Genomic DNA, 18,886 nt, shown 5'->3' with positions numbered 1-18,886 from the left:
AAGGACGGCTGCTCGGCTGGGCCGACTTCAGGTCGTTGCCGTTCGATGTCCTGATCCTGTTCGGCAGCGGGCTCAGCCTGGCCGCCGCCATCAGCGTGTCGGGTCTGGCACAGTGGATCGGCGAGGCTCTGGGTGGGCTGGCCGCCTGGCCGCCGCTGCTGCTGGTCGTGACCGCGACTTTCGCGATGCTGTTTCTCACCGAACTGACCAGCAACACCGCCAGCGCCGCGACCTTCATCCCGATCGGAGGCGCGATCGCGGTCGGGATCGGACTCGATCCGGTGCTTCTGGCATTGCCGCTGGCGCTGGCAGCATCCTGCGCCTTCATGCTCCCGGTGGCGACGCCGCCGAACGCGATCGTGTTCGCGTCCGGTCACATCACCGTCCGGGAAATGGCTCGGATCGGATTATGGATGAACCTGATTTCGGGCGTCGTGATCGTGGCGCTGACCTATGCGCTCGCAGGCATGCTGCGCTGATCAGATCAGAACAGATGCACCGCATGCGGCGCGAACAGGCCGATCGCCATGAAGCCGAGCCCGCCGACTGCGAGCAGACCGGAGATCCAGGCCAGCACGATCATGCCGGTGATGATCGTCGCCGATGCCAGCACGATGCCGATCTGGAAGGCAGCCGAAGCGACTTCGTAGTGATGGTAACGAGCCATCGCCAGATCGCGGTCGTGTTCGGCGTGCTTGGCGCGGGCGGCGAGCTGTTCGGAGCCTTCGCCGGTTTCCGGCTCCGAGCGATAGCGGGCCGCAGTTTTCTGCCAGTCTTCGATCTGCTTCTGCAGCGCCGCCTTGGTGGCCTCGTCCGGCACGGTGCCGAGACTGAGCTTGGCGTGTTCGGAGACGGCCTGCACGGTGGTGCGGCGGATGCTCTTGGCCTGGAAGAACGCCCACAGATTCGAGGCCTCGACGTTCTTGGCGAGTGCTTCGGTCTGCGCACCTTTGCCGAGCGTTTCAGAGAACGCCAGGAACAGCGCGATCACTGAAATCAGCAGCGCGATGCCCTTGTTGGAGCCCGATGCATGCTCGGCATGCTCCGCGTGCTCCATGCTTTCGTGCGCCCCCATCGTCCGGAATCTCCTGTCACCGCAATCATCGCGCCTGCGTCGCGCAGACCTTGTAGCACCGCGATCTTGTCAGTTGGATAAATGGCGGGGTCAAGGCCGCCGGCACCGGACTAACAGCTTAGCCGGCGCGTTTCCGCTGCTCAGGCCCGGGGATGGGCGCTGTTGTAGACCTCGAGCAGCCGCTCGGTATCGATGCCGGTATAGACCTGCGTGGTCGACAGCGAGGCGTGACCGAGTAATTCCTGGATGGCGCGCAGGTCGCCGCCGCGACTCAGCAAATGCGTCGCAAACGAATGCCGCAGCGCGTGGGGCGTCGCGCTGTCGGGCAGGCCGAGCCCGCCGCGCAGCCGCTCCATCGCGAGCTGAATGATTCGCGGGCTGAGCGGCCCGCCGCGTGCGCCGACGAACATCGGTCCGTCCGGCGGCAGGTTGTAGGGGCAGGCTGCTGCATACTCGGCGATCTGCTCGAGCACGTTCTGTAGCACCGGCACCATCCGGGTCTTGTTGCCTTTGCCGTGTACGATCAGGGTGTCGCCCTTGCCGGGCGCCGGCACGTCACGGCGCTTCAGGCCGAGTGCTTCGGAGATGCGCAGGCCCGAGCCGTACAGCAGCGCCATCACGGCGGCGTCGCGAATCAGCACCCAGGTCTCGCGCTCCTCGCCGGCGCGCTCGTCGGCATCGGCGAGGCGTTTGGCGGCCGCGATCGGCAGCGGCTTCGGCAGGCTCTTCCTGATCTTCGGCGCCCGCACCGAGGCCAGCGCCCCGACCCGGCCCTTGCCTTCGCGCTCGAGAAAGCGCCCGAACGAACGCAGCCCCGCCAGCGCGCGCATCAGCGAGCGCCCCGCGATGTCGTCCGCCCGCCGCGCCGCCATGAAGGCGCGGACATCGGTCGCCTCCAGCCGCGCGAACCGGCCGAGCGTGACTTCGCCGCCCCAATGCCCGGCCAGGAATTGCAGAAACTGCCGGACGTCGCGCGCATAGGCTTCCAGCGTCTTGCCGGACAGCCGCCGCTCGGCCCGCAGATGCGACAGCCATTTCGCCATCTCGGCGGTGAGATCGGCGGCCGCGCCGGCGAGTTCGAGAGGCGGAGGCGCGGGCTTGGAAGGGACCATTGGCAGTTCATCTTCAGTGGGATGATGAGCCACCGCCGTCATTGCGAGCGACGCGAAGCAATCCAGGAGCTCAGCGCATCGGGCCGCTGGATTGCTTCGTCGCTTTGCTGCTCGCAATGACGCGATGAGGATACGGTAATCATAGCCGATTTCCTTTCCCATTGATGAAAGCCGGCTTTGGCGGCACACCGGGGCGATGGATGAGTTTCCGACCAGCCGCCCGGCCGCCAACGGCCCCGCCAGCGTCGTCGACGTGCTGGTGCCGGTCGCGATCGATCAGGCCTATTCGTACCGGGTGCCGCGTGGGCTCGCGCTCAAGCCCGGCGACGTCGTCGCGGTGCCGCTGGGGGCCCGCGAAGTTCTCGGGGTGGTCTGGGCGGAGAATCCCAGTCCCGATCCGCGGCTGCACAACCGGCTCAAGGACGTCGCCGAAAAGCTCGACGTGCCGCCGCTGCGCGACGAGCTGCGGCGGATGGTCGACTGGGTCGCGACCTACACGCTGTCGGCGCGCGGCATGGTGCTGCGGATGTGCTTGCGGATGGGCGAGCATCTCGGCCCGGAACGGCAGCGCATGGGGGTGCGCCTCGTCGGCCCGCCGCCGCAGCGGATGACGCCGGCCCGCCGCCGCCTGCTCGAGATCCTGTCGGACGGCCTGCTGCACGGCAAATCCGATGTCGCCAAGGAAGCCGGCGTCAGCCCCGGCGTGATCGACGGCCTGGTCGACGAGGGTACCCTTTCGGTCGAGCCGATGCCGCGCGAAAACCCGGCGCCGGAGCCCGACCCGGATTTCGCGCCGGCGGATTTTTCGCCGGAGCAGGCCCGCGCGGCCGAGACGATGCGCGGCCTGGTGACCGCCGGCGGCTTTCAGGCGGCGCTGATCGACGGCGTCACCGGCTCCGGCAAGACCGAAGTGTATTTCGAGGCGGTCGCCGAGGTGATCCGGCAGGGCCGGCAGAGCCTGATCCTGATGCCGGAAATCGCGCTGACCGGGCAGTTTCTCGATCGCTTCGCCCAGCGATTCGGGGTGCGGCCGCTGGAGTGGCACTCCGAACTGACGCCGCGGACCCGCGCCCGCAACTGGGCGGCGATCGCCGCGGGCGAGGCCCGCGTCGTGGTCGGCGCGCGCTCGGCGCTGTTTCTGCCCTATGCGGATCTCGGGCTGATCATCGTCGATGAGGAGCACGATCAGGCCTATAAGCAGGAAGACGGCGCGCATTATCACGCCCGCGACATGGCGGTGGTGCGGGCGTCGATCGCGAAAATTCCGATCGTGCTGGCGTCGGCGACACCGTCGGTCGAGACCGAGGTCAACGCCCGCAAGGGCCGCTATCAGCGCATCCCGCTGCCGTCGCGGTTCGGCGGTCAGCACATGCCGCAGATCGAAGCGATCGATCTGCGGCGCGAGCCGCCGATGCGCGGCCGCTTCATTTCGCCGCGGCTCGCCGAGCAGATCGGTTTTGCGATCGAACGCCGCGAACAGGCGCTGCTGTTTCTCAATCGCCGCGGCTACGCGCCGCTGACGCTGTGCCGCGCCTGCGGCCACCGCTTCGCCTGCACGATTTGCGACGCCTGGCTGGTCGATCACCGCTTCCGGCAGCGCCTGGTGTGCCACCATTGCGGGTTCTCGATGCCGCGGCCGCCGGCCTGCCCGCATTGCGGCGCCGAGGGCTCGCTGGTCGCGGTCGGTCCCGGCGTCGAGCGGCTGCAGGAGGAAGCGGCGAGCCTGTTTCCGAACGCCCGCACCATGGTGCTGTCCAGCGACCTGATCACCTCGATCGAGACCATGCGCAGCGAGCTGAATGAGATCGCCGAGGGCCGGGTCGACATCATCATCGGCACGCAGCTCGTGGCCAAAGGCCACAACTTCCCGCGGCTCAATCTGGTCGGCGTGGTCGACGCCGATCTCGGCCTGTCCAACGGCGACCCGCGCGCCGCCGAGCGGACCTTCCAGTTGCTCAATCAGGTGATCGGCCGCGCCGGCCGCGAGCAGGGGCGCGGCGTCGGATTCCTGCAGACGCATCAGCCCGAGCATCCGGTGATGAAGGCGCTGGTCGCCTGTGACCGTGAGGCGTTCTACGCCAGCGAGATCGAGATCCGCGAGCGCACGCTGTATCCGCCGTTCGGCCGGCTCGCGAGCCTGATCATCTCGGCCGGTGATCGGCCGACCGCCGAGAGCTTCGGCCGCCAGCTCGCCGGCGCCGCGCCGTTCGACGAGCGGGTGCAGGTGCTGGGCCCTGCCGAAGCGCCGCTCGCGGTGATCAAGGGACGCTATCGATTCCGGCTGCTGGTGAAATCGGTCCGCGGCTTCGATCTGTCGAATTACTTGCGCTCATGGCTGGCGCGCGGCCCGAAGACCAAGGGAAATCTCAAGCTCGAAGTCGACGTCGATCCGCAGAGCTTTCTGTGACTGTCGATCGTCGCCAGGCGCACAAAAGAAAATCCCGCCGTCGCGCTCGACGGCAGGCTTTGTCAGGACGTGGGAGCGGCCCGCGTTTTTGTTGGCGAACCAAATCCCAGGTCAGGCGTTGATCGTCAGCAGCGGAAACGAGGACTGCTGAGGGAGGACCGCCGAGGCGGTCACATCACTTCCGCGACCACTCGTCCGACGCCGCGGCTGGTGAGGCCGATCGCCTGCGCGGCGCCGCGCGAAAGATCCAGTACTCGGCCCCGGATGAACGGGCCGCGATCGTTGATGGTGACGACGACGCTGCGGCTGCCATGGGTGACGCGCAGCTTGGTGCCGAACGGCAGAGACCGGTGTGCTGCGGTCATCGCGTGCTGGTTGAAGCGCTGGCCCGAGGCGGTGCGGCTGCCGGATTCGTTGCCGTAGAACGACGCCATGCCCGAGAAGCTGCGGCCACTGCTGCGATCGACCGACGCGTTGGCGGAGCGCCAGTCGCTCTGGTGGCTATGGTGATGGTGGCGTTGCTGCCGGCTCTTCGCGGAGGCTTCGCCGACCGATCCACCAAGGAAGACAGAGGCGACGATCATCGCCGCGGCCGTGGCCGGCCCGGTGGTGAGCAGCGCCGGTGTTTTCTTTCGAACCATATCCTATCCTTAAGTCGAGTATTGCCTCACATGCGGCAAGTGGAACCCCCGTCCCTGCGTCCGTGTCCGAACGAGTGGTCTTGTAATGAGGCTGAATATTGACGGTCAATCCGCCGAATTTCGCGCTGCAATATTAGGTGATCTATCCGGGTATAGGATGGTATCCCGATATTAACAGAAATTTTACTTCGTTATTACTTTGTGAGACTGGCCATTACTGTATTGAGAAGGTTTCGTGATGGCCGCGCGCGAATCGGCCAAGTAATCATTTGTTAAGCTGGCGCGGCTGTGGCCGGCGGCGTTCTGCAACTAAAAGCCGAGGAGCTGCGACCTGTGCGACTGGCGCCATGCGCAGCGCGAAGGGGCGCGGGCGGCCGGTTCGCGGGGCTTGGCCGCGACGCGAGGGGTGCGGCGGGCGGTCGCGGCCCGTGAGCCCGGCGCCTGAATCCGGCAAGGGTGATGTCTGCAGAATCTGTCCGGCGATGCGTTTGCTACGATCTGCAACAAGGCGCCGCGGGCTCGTGCCATCGTGTTGCACCTGCGCGCGCGCTATGTTAGCAAAGCCGCGATTTTAAGGGCCGCCGGACCATCGTGCCGGTCAGAAATCGAAGTCCAGCTTGAATTCCAAGGGCTTAAATCGGGGGCGCCGCGTCGTGGCGACGGTTTTTTCCTTGGCCGTTCGACAGCAAGAAGAGCGCACTCGTGGCATCTGAAGATCCATCGGTTTCCGGAGTCTCCGGTCGTTACGCGACCGCTTTGTTTGAACTGGCCCGCGACGAAAAATCCATCGATGCGGTCACTGCCGATCTCGACAAGTTCAGTGCGATGCTGGCGGGCAGTCCGGACCTGGTTCGTCTGGTCCGCAGCCCGGTGTTCGCCTCCGAGGTGCAGGGCAAGGCGCTGGCCGCGGTGCTCGACAAGGCGGGCATCGCCGGCATCAGCGCCAATTTTCTGAAGGTGCTTGCGGCGAACCGCCGTCTGTTCGTGGTTGCGGACGTGATCCGCGCCTACCGTGCGCTGGTCGCCAGGTTCAGGGGCGAGGCGACTGCCGACGTCACCGTGGCCGAGCAGCTCAGCGACAAGAATCTCGAAGCGCTGAAGGCGGCGCTGAAGTCGGTCACCGGCAAGGATGTCGCCCTCAATATCAACGTCGATCCGGCGATCATCGGCGGGCTTGTCGTCAAGCTCGGCAGCCGCATGGTCGACAGTTCGCTCCGCACCAAACTCAATTCGATCAAGCACGCGATGAAAGAGGCAGGCTGATGGACATCCGCGCCGCGGAAATTTCCGCGATCCTCAAGGACCAGATCAAGAATTTCGGCCAGGAAGCCGAAGTCTCCGAGGTCGGACAGGTGTTGTCCGTCGGCGACGGTATCGCCCGCGTCTATGGCCTGGACAATGTGCTCGCCGGTGAAATGGTCGAGTTCGAGAACGGCACCCGCGGCATGGCGCTGAACCTCGAAACCGACAACGTCGGTGTCGTGATCTTCGGCGCCGACCGCGAGATCAAGGAAGGCCAGACCGTCAAGCGCACCCGTTCGATCGTGGACGCGCCGGTCGGCAAGGGGCTGCTCGGCCGCGTCGTCGACGCGCTGGGCAATCCGATCGACGGCAAGGGTCCGATCCAGGCGGTCGAGCGCAAGCGCGTCGACGTCAAGGCGCCCGGCATCATTCCGCGCAAGTCGGTGCACGAGCCGATGGCCACCGGCCTGAAGTCGATCGACGCGCTGATCCCGATCGGCCGCGGCCAGCGCGAGCTGATCATCGGCGACCGTCAGACCGGCAAGACCGCGATCGCGCTCGACACCATCCTGAACCAGAAGCCGCTGAACGTCGAAGGCGCGCCGGAGAGCCAGAAGCTGTACTGCGTGTACGTCGCGGTCGGTCAGAAGCGCTCCACCGTCGCCCAGTTCGTGAAGGTTCTGGAAGAGCAGGGCGCGCTGGAATACTCGGTCGTCGTCGCCGCCACCGCGTCGGACCCGGCGCCGATGCAGTACATTGCGCCGTTCACCGGCTGCACCATCGGCGAGTACTTCCGCGACAACGGCATGCACGCCGTGATCATCTACGACGACTTGTCCAAGCAGGCCGTCGCCTACCGTCAGATGTCGCTGCTGCTGCGCCGCCCGCCGGGCCGCGAAGCCTATCCGGGCGACGTGTTCTACCTGCACTCGCGCCTGCTCGAGCGCGCCGCCAAGCTCAATGACGACCAGGGCAACGGCTCGCTCACCGCGCTGCCGGTGATCGAAACCCAGGCCAACGACGTGTCGGCCTACATTCCGACCAACGTGATCTCGATCACCGATGGTCAGATCTTCCTGGAAACCGACCTGTTCTTCCAGGGCATCCGCCCGGCCGTGAACGTCGGTCTGTCGGTGTCGCGCGTCGGTTCGTCGGCGCAGACCAAGGCGATGAAGAAGGTCGCCGGCAAGATCAAGGGCGAGCTCGCGCAGTACCGCGAAATGGCGGCGTTCGCGCAGTTCGGCTCCGACCTCGACGCCGCGACCCAGCGCCTGTTGAACCGCGGCTCGCGCCTGACCGAGCTGCTGAAGCAGCCGCAGTTCTCGCCGCTGAAGATGGAAGAGCAGGTCTGCGTGATCTGGGCCGGCACCAACGGCTATCTGGACGCGCTGCCGCTGAACAAGGTGCGCCCGTTCGAGGACGGCCTGCTGGCGCTGCTGCGCGGCAAGGAATCGGCCATCCTGGAGGCGATCCGCACCAGCCGCGATCTCTCCGACGACACCGCCGCCAAGCTCAAGGCGGTGGTCGAGAGCTACGCCAAGACGTTCGCTTGATGCTGTCATGGCCGGGGTCTTCCCCGTCCATCCACGTCCTCGACGTGGCTATTCGACATCGTGGACGCCCGGGACGAGCCCGGGCGTGACGAATGTGAGGTTTGCGGTCGGATCGTGGATCGGATCGCCGGGGTGGACTGAGAATGGCTTCACTTAAAGACATGCGCGTCCGCATCGCCTCGACCAAGGCGACGCAGAAGATCACCAAGGCGATGCAGATGGTGGCAGCCTCGAAGCTGCGCCGCGCCCAGATGGCGGCGGAAGCCGCGCGGCCCTACGCCGAGAAGATGGACGCGGTGATCTCCAATATCGCCGGTGCCGCGGCGGGCTCGCCCGGCGCGCCGGTGCTGCTCGCCGGCAACGGCAAGGATCAGGTTCATCTGCTGCTGGTGTGTACCGGCGAGCGCGGCCTGTCCGGTGCGTTCAACTCCTCGATCGTCCGTCTCGCCCGCGAGCGCGCATACGAGCTGATGGGGCAGGGCAAGACCGTCAAGTTCTTCTGCGTCGGCCGCAAGGGCTACGAGCAGCTCCGCCGCAACTTCGAGAAGCAGATCATCGACAATGTCGAGCTGCGCTCGGTGCGTCAGATCGGCTTCGTCAACGCCGAGGACATCGCCCAGAAAGTCATCGCCCGCTTCAACGCCGGCGAATTCGACGTCTGCACGCTGTTCTATTCGCGCTTCAAGTCGGTGATCTCGCAGATCCCGACCGCCCAGCAGCTCATCCCGCTGGAAGTGACGGCGCCTGCCGCCGGCACTGTGGCGACGTCCTACGAATACGAGCCGGAAGAGGACGAGATCCTTTCGGGCCTCCTGCCGCGCAATCTTGCGGTGCAGATCTTCCGCGCGCTGCTCGAGAACAACGCGTCGTTCTACGGCGCGCAGATGAGTGCGATGGACAACGCCACCCGCAACGCCGGCGAGATGATCCGCAAGCAGACGCTGGTCTACAACCGCACCCGCCAGGCGATGATCACCAAGGAACTGATCGAGATCATCTCGGGCGCCGAGGCGATCTGACGACGTTACACAAGTTTACATCCGGTCGACCGACCGTGGTTTGGATTTCGGACTTCAGGGAGACAGTTTAAATGGCTACACCCGCCAATCAGACCGGACGCATCACGCAGGTCATCGGCGCCGTCGTCGACGTTCAGTTCGAAGGGCACCTGCCGGCCATTCTGAACGCCATCGAAACCAAGAACGGCGACAACCGCCTGGTGCTCGAAGTCGCGCAGCATCTCGGCGAATCGACCGTTCGCACCATCGCGATGGACACCACCGAAGGTCTGGTCCGCGGCCAGGAAGTCACCGACACCGGCGCGCCGATCTCGGTGCCGGTCGGCGACGGCACGCTCGGCCGCATCATGAACGTGATCGGCGAGCCGGTCGACGAGCAGGGCCCGATCAAGTCGGAAGGCCTCCGCGCCATCCACCAGGAAGCCCCGGCCTACACCGACCAGTCGACCGAAGCTGAAATCCTCGTCACCGGCATCAAGGTCGTCGACCTGCTGGCGCCCTACGCCAAGGGCGGTAAGATCGGCCTGTTCGGCGGCGCCGGCGTCGGCAAGACCGTGCTGATCCAGGAGCTGATCAACAACGTCGCCCGCGCCCACGGCGGTTACTCGGTGTTCGCCGGCGTCGGCGAGCGGACCCGCGAAGGCAACGACCTCTATCACGAGTTCATCGAATCCGGCGTAAACAAGAAGGGCGGCGGCGAAGGCTCCAAGTGCGCCCTGGTGTACGGCCAGATGAACGAACCGCCGGGCGCCCGCGCCCGCGTCGGCCTGACCGGTCTGACCGTCGCCGAGCACTTCCGCGATCAGGGCCAGGACGTGCTGTTCTTCGTCGACAACATCTTCCGCTTCACCCAGGCGGGTTCGGAAGTGTCGGCGCTGCTTGGCCGCATCCCGTCGGCGGTGGGTTATCAGCCGACGCTCGCGACCGACATGGGCGCGCTGCAGGAGCGCATCACCACCACCACCAAGGGGTCGATCACCTCGGTGCAGGCGATCTACGTGCCGGCCGACGACTTGACCGACCCGGCGCCGGCGACCTCGTTCGCGCACTTGGACGCCACCACCGTGCTCAACCGTGCGATCTCGGAAAAGGGCATCTACCCGGCGGTGGACCCGCTCGACTCGACCTCGCGCATGCTGTCCGCCTCGATCGTCGGCGAAGAGCACTACACCACCGCGCGCATGGTCCAGCAGATCCTGCAGAAGTACAAGTCGCTGCAGGACATCATCGCCATCCTGGGCATGGACGAACTGTCCGAAGAGGACAAGCTGACCGTGGCCCGCGCCCGTAAGATCGAGCGCTTCCTGTCGCAGCCGTTCTTCGTCGCCGAAGTGTTCACCGGCTCGCCGGGCAAGTTCGTCGACCTCGCCGACACCATCAAGGGTTTCCGCGCGATCTGCGAAGGCAAGTACGACCATCTGCCGGAAGCGGCGTTCTACATGGTCGGCACCATCGAAGAAGCGGTCGAGAAGGGCAAGAAGCTCGCCGCCGAGGCGGCCTAACGAAACGAACCTCACCCTGAGGAGCCGGCCGCAGGCCGGCGTCTCGAAGGGTGTCGACCATCATCTCATCCTTCGAGACGCGCGCAACCGCGCGCTCCTCAGGATGAGGGCAGCGGATGAGACGAGATATGTCCACCTTCCACTTCGATCTGGTTTCGCCCGAAATGGTCGCCTTCTCCGGTGAAGTCGATCAGGTCGACATTCCGGGCGCCGAGGGTGACTTCGGTGTGCTCGCCGGCCACGCGCCGGTGGTGGCGGTGATCCGTCCCGGCATCCTCACCGTGACGGCGGGTGCCGCCACGCAGAAGATCGTGGTGCTCGGCGGCATCGCCGAAGTGTCCGAGAAGGGCCTTACGGTGCTCGCCGACGTCGCCACCCCGGCGCCGGACGTGGACCTGCAGGACTTCGCCGCCACCATCCAGACCATGGAGCAACAGCTCCCCGGCAAGGTCGGCGACGAACTCGACAGCGCCATCGAGCGCCTGGATCACTTCAAGAGCATCCAGCAGCAACTCAACACCACGGCGATGCACTGACGCCGCAGTCAGGTGTTCTGAGGTTTCGATTGGCCGGGCATTGTCCCGGCCATTTGTTTTTTGAGTCTCCGCAGTCATTCCGGGGCGCGGGCGAAGCCCGCGAACCCGGAATCTCGTCGTTGCTGGCTCTTCATTCAATCACCTCTAGATTCCGGATTCGCGAGCCGATCGCTCGCGCTCCGGAATGACGCGTGGAGGCGACTACACGAACCGAGCAAACTGCCGGGCAACCTCGCGATACACCTCGCGCCGGAACGGCACGACGAAGTCCGCGACCCGGTCGAGGCGCTCCCAGCGCCAGGCGTCGAATTCCGGCGGCATGCCATTGCGGACGGCGAGCGGGTCGATCTCGGCGTCGCTGCCGGTGAACCGCAGCGCAAACCATTTCTGGCGCTGGCCGCGAAACACCGCGAGGCGATGGGCAGGGCCGTCGTATGGCGGGAAGTCGTAGCTGACCCAGTCGGTCTCGCCGAGGATTTCGGCGCTCGTGACGCCGGTCTCCTCCCACAGCTCCCGCATCACCGCGATCCGCGGCTCCTCGCCTTCGTCGATGCCCCCTTGCGGCATCTGCCATTCGAGGCCCGGCAGAATGATCTCGGGGCCGTCGTCGCGAAACCGCCGCCCGATCAGGATGCGGCCATCGCCGCCGAACAGCGCGATGCCGACGTTGCGGCGATAGGGCAGCGCTTCGAGGGACGGGCGGGCGGTCACGACGCCATCAGGGTGCGGAAGTAACCGATAGTCTCCTTCAGCCCATCGGCAAGCGGCACCTTCGGCTCCCAGCCGAGCTCGCGGCGGGCCAGCGAGATGTCGGGCTGCCGCTGGCGCGGATCGTCCGACGGCAGCGGCATCAGCACCAGCTTCGACTTCGAATCGGTCATTTCGATCACCATCTCGGCGAGCTGGCGGATAGTGAACTCGACCGGATTGCCGAGATTGACCGGACCGATGAACTCGTCGCCGGTCGCCATCAGTCTCGCGAAGCCGTCGAGCAGGTCGGTGACGTAGCAGAACGAGCGCGTCTGGCTGCCGTCGCCGTAGATGGTGATGTCGTTGCCGGACAGGGCCTGGACGATGAAGTTCGACACCACCCGGCCGTCATTGGGATGCATCCGCGGCCCGTAAGTGTTGAAGATCCGCGCCACCTTGATCTTCACCTTGTGCTGGCGGTGGTAGTCGAAGAACAGCGTCTCGGCGGCGCGCTTGCCCTCGTCGTAGCAGGCGCGAATCCCGAGCGGATTGACGTGGCCCCAATAGCTCTCCGGCTGCGGGTGCACGTTGGGGTCGCCGTACACCTCGCTGGTCGAAGCCTGGAAGATCTTGGCGCGGGTACGCTTGGCGAGACCGAGCATGTTGATCGCGCCGTGCACGCTGGTCTTCAGCGTCTGCACCGGATCGTGCTGATAGTGCACCGGCGAGGCCGGGCAGGCGAGATTGTAGATGTCGTCGACTTCGACATAGAGCGGGAAGGTGACGTCGTGACGCATCACCTCGAAGCGCGGGGTGCCGACCAGATGTTCGATGTTGCGCCGCCATCCCGTGAAATAATTGTCGACGCACAGCACTTCGTGGCCTTCGGCGAGCAGCTTGTCGCAAAGGTGCGAGCCGATGAAGCCGGCGCCGCCGCTCACGAGAATTCGTCGGGACAATCGCATTGCTGGGTCCTGGACAGGGGCGGGTTCGGACGCGCCTCTGTCGCGGGAACGGGTGCCCATTTGGGTCGAACAGACGGCCGCGCGCCATCGCGGCGGCCGCTCTCCGCCGCATTGAATGGCAAGAAACCCCATGCTAGGCAAGCGCCGAAACCGGCCCTGCGCCGACGTCCGGGGCGCCTCGCGCCTGCCCGCGATCCCACGCCAGGCGATTTCGCCCCATGACCGCGCCCGTCGATACCTCCAAGCTCCGCATTCTCGAAATCGGCGGCGGCTATTTCAAACTGCAATATCCCGAGCGCACCACCTGTCTGTGGACCTGGACCAAGCTGACCGGCGATTTCGGCAAGCTCGACGGCTTCTCGACGCCCGACCGCGTGCTGCGCGAATTGCGCGCCGCCGGCCGCGGCGAATACGATGTCGTGGTGGTCAACAGCCTGCGCTACTCGCCGTGGCATCCGCGCTATTGGGCGCGCGGCATCTTCTATACCCCGGCCAATCCCTGGGCGGCGCTGACCCGGCAGTTCGGCCCCAGCTTGTTCCGCTGGGTGAAGTCGCCGGTGCCGCTGGTCGCGGTCGAGATGGACGATCACTTCGCGATCTCGAAGAGCAGCGTCTTCCTGCTCGACAAGGCCAAGGCGTATTTCAAGCGCGAGCTGCCGTGCGACAAATGGCAGGCGCTGGCCGGCACGGTGCATCCGCATCTGCCGACGCTGCGCTATCGCCGCAGCGAGAAATGGCAGCGACGGATCGACAGGCTGCAGCCGATCTCGTTGCCGCAGTTCCGGTTCGACGCACGCTGGCGCGACGCGCCGTTTCCCGAGAAGACCCACGACATCTTCTTCATCGGCTCGGTCGACGGCAATTCGACGGTGCGGCGGGACGGCCTGCCGGAGCTGGAGCGGCTGCGGGCGGCGGGGGTGCGGATCGATCAGCCGACCGAGCGGCTGCCCTACGACGCCTTCATGGAGCGGATGTCGCATTCCTGGCTGGCGTGGTCGCCGGAAGGCATGGGCTGGGACTGCTACCGGCACTACGAAGCGCCGATCGTGCAGTCGGTGCCGCTGATGAACAACCCGACCATCCTGCGCTACGCACCGCTGCTCTCCGGTGAGCACGGCGTGTACTACGACATCGAACCGGGCGGGCTGGAGCGTGCCGTCATCGCAGCGCTGGCGGACAAGGACAAGCTGCGCCGCATGGCATTGGCCGCGCGCGACCACGTCTTCGCCCATCACACCGTGAAGGCGCACTGCGACCACATCCTGCAGGCCGCAATCGCGGCGAGGTGACGGCCCCGCCGCCTCCGCTGCCGCCGAGCCATGGATTGCTGCGCTCGCAATGACGAACGAAGGTCGTCGGTCGCCTCACACCGCCGCGGCGAGCTGGGAGAATTCCTTGACGACGCGCTCATAGACCGGGCGCTTGAACGGCACGATCAGCTCCGGGAGATTGTGCATCGGCTCCCAGCGCCAGCTCGTGAACTCCGGCTTGTGACCGCCGCCGGGGTGGGCGACGTTGATTTCGGAATCCGTCCCGATGAAGCGCGCCGCGAACCATTTCTGGCGCTGACCGCGGTAGCGCCCCTTCCAGGCGCGGCCGGCCACGGTGCGGGGGATATCGTAGATCAGCCAATCCGGCACCTCGGCGAGTTTCTCGACCGAATGGACGCTGGTCTCTTCGTACAGCTCGCGCTTGGCGGCTTCCCAGGTGTCTTCGCCCGGATCGACGCCGCCCTGCGGCATCTGCCAGACATGGGTGTCGTCGACGTGTTCGATGCCGCCGGCGCGGCGCCCGATGAAAACGAGACCCTCCCGGTTGATCAGCATCACGCCGACGCAGGTTCGATAGGGCAGGTCTTCGTAGCGGGCCATTCCGTCAGTGCCTTCCGCATCCCCAAGAGCAGGGTGGTCTCAACTTGATTTTGATTTCAGCATCGCTGTTGTCAATGGCACCAGGACGATGCCCCGACTCTCCAAGCTCTTGCTCCAGTTGACAATTCGTTCAATCGTCACGGGAAGCGCAGAAGCCATGCCGATGGCGCTGCCGCGCTCCTTGGCGATGCTCTCGAGCCGTGTCAGCGCCTTGTCGATGTCGGTGCCGGCGGGTACCTGATCGATCGTGAGGTCGGCCCTCGCGAACGGGATCGCCAGCGAGTTCGCCAAGGTTCCGGCGACGCTGCGCGGAGCGGTGCCGTCGTCCAGATAGCCGAGGCCGCGTTTGGCGGCGTCGCGAATGATCGCCTGCATCGCCGGCTCGGTGGCGACGAACCGCGCGCCCATGAAATTCGACAGGCCGACATAGCCCTGGATCCGGCTGAGATGCCAATTCAGCCGGTCGAGATTCTGCTCCGGCGCGCTGGAGGTCAGCAGCGTCTGCGGTCCGGGGTCGTTGTCCGGATAATCGAACGGCTCCATCGGGATCTGCAGAATGATCTCGTGACGCTTGGCCCGCGCCTCGGTCGCCAGCTTCCCGGGATCGGAGCCGTAGGGCGTGAAAGCGAGCGTCACCGGCGCCGGCAGCTTCATCACCGCGTCGTTGGTGCGCGCCGCGCCGATCCCCAGGCCGCCGACCACGATCGTCACCGTCGGCATCCGCTCGGCCTTGGCGCGCTCGGCGTCCGTCGCCATGGCGTAGGCATTGAACGGCTTCAGGCCCCCGGCCATCACCGGGATCATGCCGTAGCGCGACTGTTCCAGCAGTTTCGGGTTGATGCCGTCGGCCGCAACCGCGCTCGCGCCGCCCGGCGGCTCCGACTTGTCCGCCGTGTCGGCTCCGACCACGACGTCCTGCCGGGTGCCCTTGGAGCCGTCGATGATGGTGATGGTCTTCTGCCCCGGTGCGGCTTGCTTGCCGCCGTGCTGGTCCGGGCCGGCGGCGGGGGCGTTCTCCGCCTTGCCGTCCGGGGCCTTTGCCGGCGCGGCGGCCGCCTGCTTCGGGGCATCGGCCGCAGGCGGGATCTCGAGGCGGACCACCGGCTCGCCACCGAGCGGATCGTGGCTGAAGATCGCGAAGCCGAGGAAGGCGAGGACAAAGACGCCGAGCAGCGTCGCGATCGCCTGCGTCGCGTTGAACGGCAGCCGATAGTGGCGCAGTCGCTGCCAGCGGCTGCGCTTCTGACCCAGCGGGGTGCTCAGTTCGTCCGCCGCCACTACCAACGATCTCCCGAATCAGTCGCTGCGACGATAGCACGACACGGCGGCGCTCGACGTCGCCCGCCGCCGGCACGCGAGCCGGGCAGCAAAAAGGGGGACCGAGGGGGACGATTCCTCACCCGGGGCCGCCAAAAGGTCAGCAACGAAGCCGCCCTCAGCGTCCTCGCCTACAATATCCTGCGCGCCATCAATCTCGTCGGCGCCGCCACTTTGCGAACCAGCCTCGCCCGAGCCAACAACCATCTCGCCAAAGAAAAAGGCCCCGGAAAACCGGAGCCTTCGACTTTTCACACGGCCTGCCAGGGGCCGGCCTTTCAGCAAACGAATGAAGCCGGAAACGCCGACCGATCAGTTCGCCGCCTTGTTGCCGGCCGGCTTGTCGACCGCGGCCTTGTCGCCGTTGGTCTGCTTGTCCGCCACCGGCGCGGTGGCGTTGACCTTGATGCCGTGGAGCATGTCGGCCGCGGCCTTCAGCGCCTTGTCGTCCTTGGCTTCCGGCGGCACGTAGGATTGCGAGCCGGTCTTCTCGTCGCCATCGGCGCCCTTCAGGTGGCCGCGCAGCGAGGCTTCGCCCTTGGTGTCGGTCCGCGCCTTGATGTCGGCGGGCACGTCCTGCATCACCTCGATGTCCGGGGTGATGCCCTTGGCCTGGATCGACTTGCCCGACGGCGTGTAGTAGCGCGCCGTGGTCAGCCGCAGCGCGCCGTTGCCGGAGCCGAGCGGAATGATGGTCTGCACCGAGCCCTTGCCGAACGACCGGGTGCCGACCACGGTGGCCCGCTTGTGATCCTGCAGCGCGCCGGCGACGATTTCGGAAGCCGAAGCCGAGCCGCCGTTGATCAGCACGATCACCGGCTTGCCCTTGGTCAGGTCGCCCGCATGGGCGGAGCGGCGCTGGGTTTCTTCGGCATTGCGGCCGCGGGTCGAGACGATCTCGCCGCGATCGAGGAACGCGTCGGAGACGGTCACCGCCTCCTCGAGCAGGCCGCCCGGATTGTTGCGCAGATCGAGGATGAAGCCCTTCAGCTTGTCGGCGCCGATCTGATTGGTGAGGTTGGTGATCTCCTTCTTGAGCCCCTCGGTGGTCTGCTCGTTGAAGGTGGTGATGCGGATGTAGCCGATGTCGCTGTCCTCGACCCGGGCGCGCACCGAGCGGACGCGGATGTTGTCACGCACCAGCGTCACTTCGATCGGAGCGTCCTGGCCCTTGCGGACGATCTTCAGCCGGATCTTGGTGTTGACGGGGCCGCGCATCTTCTCGACCGCCTGGTTCAGCGTAAGGCCCTGCACCGCTTCGTCGTCGAGATTGGTGATGATGTCGTTGGCCAGGATGCCGGCCTTGGACGCCGGCGTATCGTCGATCGGTGACACCACCTTGATCAGGCCGTCTTCCATCGTGACTTCGATGCCCAGACCGCCGAACTCGCCGCGGGTCTGCACCTGCATGTCACGGAAGCTCTTGGCGTCCATGTAGCTCGAATGCGGGTCGAGTCCGGTCAGCATGCCGCTGATCGCGGATTCGATCAGTTTGGAGTCGTCGGGCTTTTCAACGTAGTCGCTGCGCACGCGCTCGAACACGTCGCCGAACAGGTTGAGCTGGCGATAGGTGTCGGAGGTGGCGGCACGGGCGCTGGCGCCCATCAGCATCGTGCGCGGCTGGGTCACGAAGAGCGTCAGTGCGGCACCGGTGACGGCACTGAGGAGGATTACCGAAGTCTTGCGCATCATCCGCGAACCTTCTCGCCTTCATTTGCGGCCCACCATGGACCTGGATCGATGGGAGTGCCGTCTTTACGGAACTCGACGTAGAGCACGGGCTGACTGGCGTTGGCTGCGAGGATCGAGGCGACCCGCGAGGTCGACCCCATGGTCGCAACCGGCTCTCCCGTGAGCACGAACTGGCCGATATTGACTGAAATGCGCTCCATCCCGGCGATGAGGACATGATACCCGCCACCGGCATTGAGGATCAAGAGTTGTCCATAGGAGCGAAACGGGCCGGCATAGACCACCCAGCCGTCGCAGGGTGTGGTGATCTGCGCGCCCGGCCGCGTCGACAACGAGATCCCGCGCTCGACGCCGCCGACCCCGTCCGGGCGTCCGAAATCACGGATCTTGGCGCCGTTCACAGGAAACGGCAGCATGCCCTTGGCCGAAGCGAAGGCGATTGCCGGGCTGAGCCGGCCCGGATCCTTCAGCGCGGCGAGATCCGGCTTGCCGCCCGGCGAGGTGGGGGCGCCCTTCTGTCCGGCGACCGCTGCGGCCTTGGCGGCGCTCTTCAGGTCCTGTTCCATTTTGGCGATCAGGCCCTGCAGGCTGTCGACCTGGCGCGACAATGTCAGCGCCCGGCCGCGCTCGGCGTCGATGTCCCTTTCGACCGCGCTCTGCTGCCGCTGTCGTTCCTCGACCAGCGCGGCGAGGCGGGTCTGGTCCGAGCCCAGCCGGCTGCGGTCGGCGGTGAGCTGATCGCGTTCGGCGGCGATCTTCTGGCGCACGGCGATCAATTCGCCGAGGTCGGTGGCGAGCCGTTCGGCACGAGTTCGCAATTCCGGTACTACGGCACCTAACAGGATCGCGGTGCGCAGCGACTCCAATGCATCCTCCGGCCGCACCAGCAGCGCCGGCGGGGCGCGTCGGCCGGCGCGTTGCAGCGCCGCCAGCACTTCCCCGATCTCGTCGCGGCGCTGATCCAGGGAGCTGCGGATCTCGTTTTCGCGGGCGTCCAGCGGCCGCAACCGGGCTTCGGCGTCGCTGATCCGGGTTTCGATCGTGCGCACCTTGGCGGCGACGTCGATCAGTTCCTGATTGAGCTTGGTGCGGTCGGCCCCGATCGCGGCGAGATCGGCCTTGAGCCGGTCCTGCTGCTCGGCTGCGCTCTTCTGCTGCGCCCGCGCCGCCTCGAGTTCCTGTTCGTGCTGCTTGATCAGGTCGGTTATCGAGGGCGAGGGCGAGGCCGTGGTCGCGGCCGGTGCCGTCTGTGCCTGGGCTGCGG

At 66.2% G+C, this 18,886-nt stretch carries 17 protein-coding genes; 8 read left to right on the top strand and 9 right to left on the bottom strand.

The annotated features are described in order from the left end of the window. A partial coding sequence (locus DU475_RS17730) for an SLC13 family permease (RefSeq protein WP_205524438.1) occupies positions 1 to 479 on the top strand: 479 nt, incomplete at its 5' end. Positions 480 to 484: 5 nt separating this feature from the next. Here DU475_RS17730 and DU475_RS17725 read toward each other — a convergent pair. Together DU475_RS17725 and DU475_RS17720 are read right to left on the bottom strand one after the other, a co-directional pair. Beyond that, a complete protein-coding gene (locus DU475_RS17725; RefSeq protein ID WP_013500294.1) occupies positions 485 to 1,075 on the bottom strand; it encodes a DUF4337 domain-containing protein in 591 nt (196 codons plus the stop codon). Positions 1,076 to 1,215: 140 nt separating this feature from the next. After that, positions 1,216 to 2,187 (bottom strand): tyrosine recombinase XerC, encoded by a 972-nt coding sequence (locus DU475_RS17720; protein ID WP_164632871.1) that lies wholly within the window; start codon positions 2,185 to 2,187, stop codon positions 1,216 to 1,218. A 196-nt stretch (positions 2,188 to 2,383) separates the two neighbouring features. Here DU475_RS17720 and DU475_RS17715 point away from each other — a divergent pair, with 196 nt between their 5' ends. Then, positions 2,384 to 4,594 carry a primosomal protein N' gene (locus DU475_RS17715; protein WP_164632870.1) on the top strand — a complete coding sequence of 737 codons (2,211 nt, stop codon included), beginning with the start codon at positions 2,384 to 2,386 and terminating at the stop codon, positions 4,592 to 4,594. Between the two features lie 170 nt (positions 4,595 to 4,764). On the opposite strand, the gene DU475_RS17710 is transcribed toward DU475_RS17715, so the two are convergent. Continuing rightward, positions 4,765 to 5,235, bottom strand: a complete 471-nt coding sequence (locus tag DU475_RS17710) for a septal ring lytic transglycosylase RlpA family protein (protein ID WP_164632869.1) — start codon at positions 5,233 to 5,235, stop codon at positions 4,765 to 4,767. 702 nt (positions 5,236 to 5,937) lie between these two features. Here DU475_RS17710 and DU475_RS17705 point away from each other — a divergent pair. The 5 genes from DU475_RS17705 to DU475_RS17685 all read left to right on the top strand — a co-directional run bounded on the left by DU475_RS17705 (position 5,938) and on the right by DU475_RS17685 (position 11,087). Then, positions 5,938 to 6,498 (top strand): F0F1 ATP synthase subunit delta, encoded by a 561-nt coding sequence (locus DU475_RS17705; RefSeq protein WP_164632868.1) that lies wholly within the window; start codon positions 5,938 to 5,940, stop codon positions 6,496 to 6,498. Next, positions 6,498 to 8,030 carry a F0F1 ATP synthase subunit alpha gene (gene atpA / locus DU475_RS17700; RefSeq protein WP_013500299.1) on the top strand — a complete coding sequence of 511 codons (1,533 nt, stop codon included), beginning with the start codon at positions 6,498 to 6,500 and terminating at the stop codon, positions 8,028 to 8,030. The genes DU475_RS17705 and atpA overlap by 1 nt, the downstream gene beginning before the upstream one ends. 143 nt (positions 8,031 to 8,173) lie before the next feature. Continuing rightward, on the top strand, positions 8,174 to 9,049 hold the full coding sequence (locus tag DU475_RS17695; RefSeq protein WP_013500300.1) for a F0F1 ATP synthase subunit gamma: 876 nt from the start codon (positions 8,174 to 8,176) through the stop codon (positions 9,047 to 9,049). A gap of 71 nt (positions 9,050 to 9,120) precedes the next feature. After that, on the top strand, positions 9,121 to 10,551 hold the full coding sequence (gene atpD / locus DU475_RS17690; protein ID WP_013500301.1) for a F0F1 ATP synthase subunit beta: 1,431 nt from the start codon (positions 9,121 to 9,123) through the stop codon (positions 10,549 to 10,551). 128 nt (positions 10,552 to 10,679) lie between these two features. Beyond that, a complete protein-coding gene (locus DU475_RS17685; RefSeq protein ID WP_047307240.1) occupies positions 10,680 to 11,087 on the top strand; it encodes a F0F1 ATP synthase subunit epsilon in 408 nt (135 codons plus the stop codon). Positions 11,088 to 11,288: 201 nt separating this feature from the next. Here DU475_RS17685 and DU475_RS17680 read toward each other — a convergent pair whose 3' ends face one another. Then, positions 11,289 to 11,798 (bottom strand): RNA pyrophosphohydrolase, encoded by a 510-nt coding sequence (locus DU475_RS17680; protein WP_164632867.1) that lies wholly within the window; start codon positions 11,796 to 11,798, stop codon positions 11,289 to 11,291. Further along, on the bottom strand, positions 11,795 to 12,742 hold the full coding sequence (locus DU475_RS17675; RefSeq protein WP_164632866.1) for a UDP-glucuronic acid decarboxylase family protein: 948 nt from the start codon (positions 12,740 to 12,742) through the stop codon (positions 11,795 to 11,797). The genes DU475_RS17680 and DU475_RS17675 overlap by 4 nt, the downstream gene beginning before the upstream one ends. 218 nt (positions 12,743 to 12,960) lie before the next feature. Here DU475_RS17675 and DU475_RS17670 point away from each other — a divergent pair, with 218 nt between their 5' ends. After that, the gene (locus DU475_RS17670; RefSeq protein ID WP_164632865.1) at positions 12,961 to 14,031 is read left to right on the top strand and encodes a glycosyltransferase; all 1,071 of its coding nucleotides are present in this window, start codon (positions 12,961 to 12,963) and stop codon (positions 14,029 to 14,031) included. 75 nt (positions 14,032 to 14,106) lie between these two features. Here DU475_RS17670 and DU475_RS17665 read toward each other — a convergent pair whose 3' ends face one another. From DU475_RS17665 to DU475_RS17650, 4 genes are all read right to left on the bottom strand, one after another. After that, on the bottom strand, positions 14,107 to 14,613 hold the full coding sequence (locus DU475_RS17665; RefSeq protein ID WP_164632864.1) for an RNA pyrophosphohydrolase: 507 nt from the start codon (positions 14,611 to 14,613) through the stop codon (positions 14,107 to 14,109). A gap of 39 nt (positions 14,614 to 14,652) precedes the next feature. Then, complete coding sequence (locus DU475_RS17660) at positions 14,653 to 15,891, bottom strand: divergent polysaccharide deacetylase family protein (RefSeq protein ID WP_164632863.1); 1,239 nt, start codon at positions 15,889 to 15,891, stop codon at positions 14,653 to 14,655. A 351-nt stretch (positions 15,892 to 16,242) separates the two neighbouring features. Continuing rightward, positions 16,243 to 17,622 (bottom strand): S41 family peptidase, encoded by a 1,380-nt coding sequence (locus DU475_RS17655; protein ID WP_013500308.1) that lies wholly within the window; start codon positions 17,620 to 17,622, stop codon positions 16,243 to 16,245. Then, a partial coding sequence (locus DU475_RS17650; protein ID WP_164632862.1) for a murein hydrolase activator EnvC family protein occupies positions 17,619 to 18,886 on the bottom strand: 1,268 nt, incomplete at its 5' end. The genes DU475_RS17650 and DU475_RS17655, both read right to left, overlap by 4 nt.

This window comes from Rhodopseudomonas sp. WA056, from assembly GCF_010906995.1.
Classification (GTDB): domain Bacteria; phylum Pseudomonadota; class Alphaproteobacteria; order Rhizobiales; family Xanthobacteraceae; genus Rhodopseudomonas; species Rhodopseudomonas palustris_G.
Note: the sequence above shows the minus strand (reverse complement) of the source record. Positions and strands in the feature narration are given on the sequence as shown.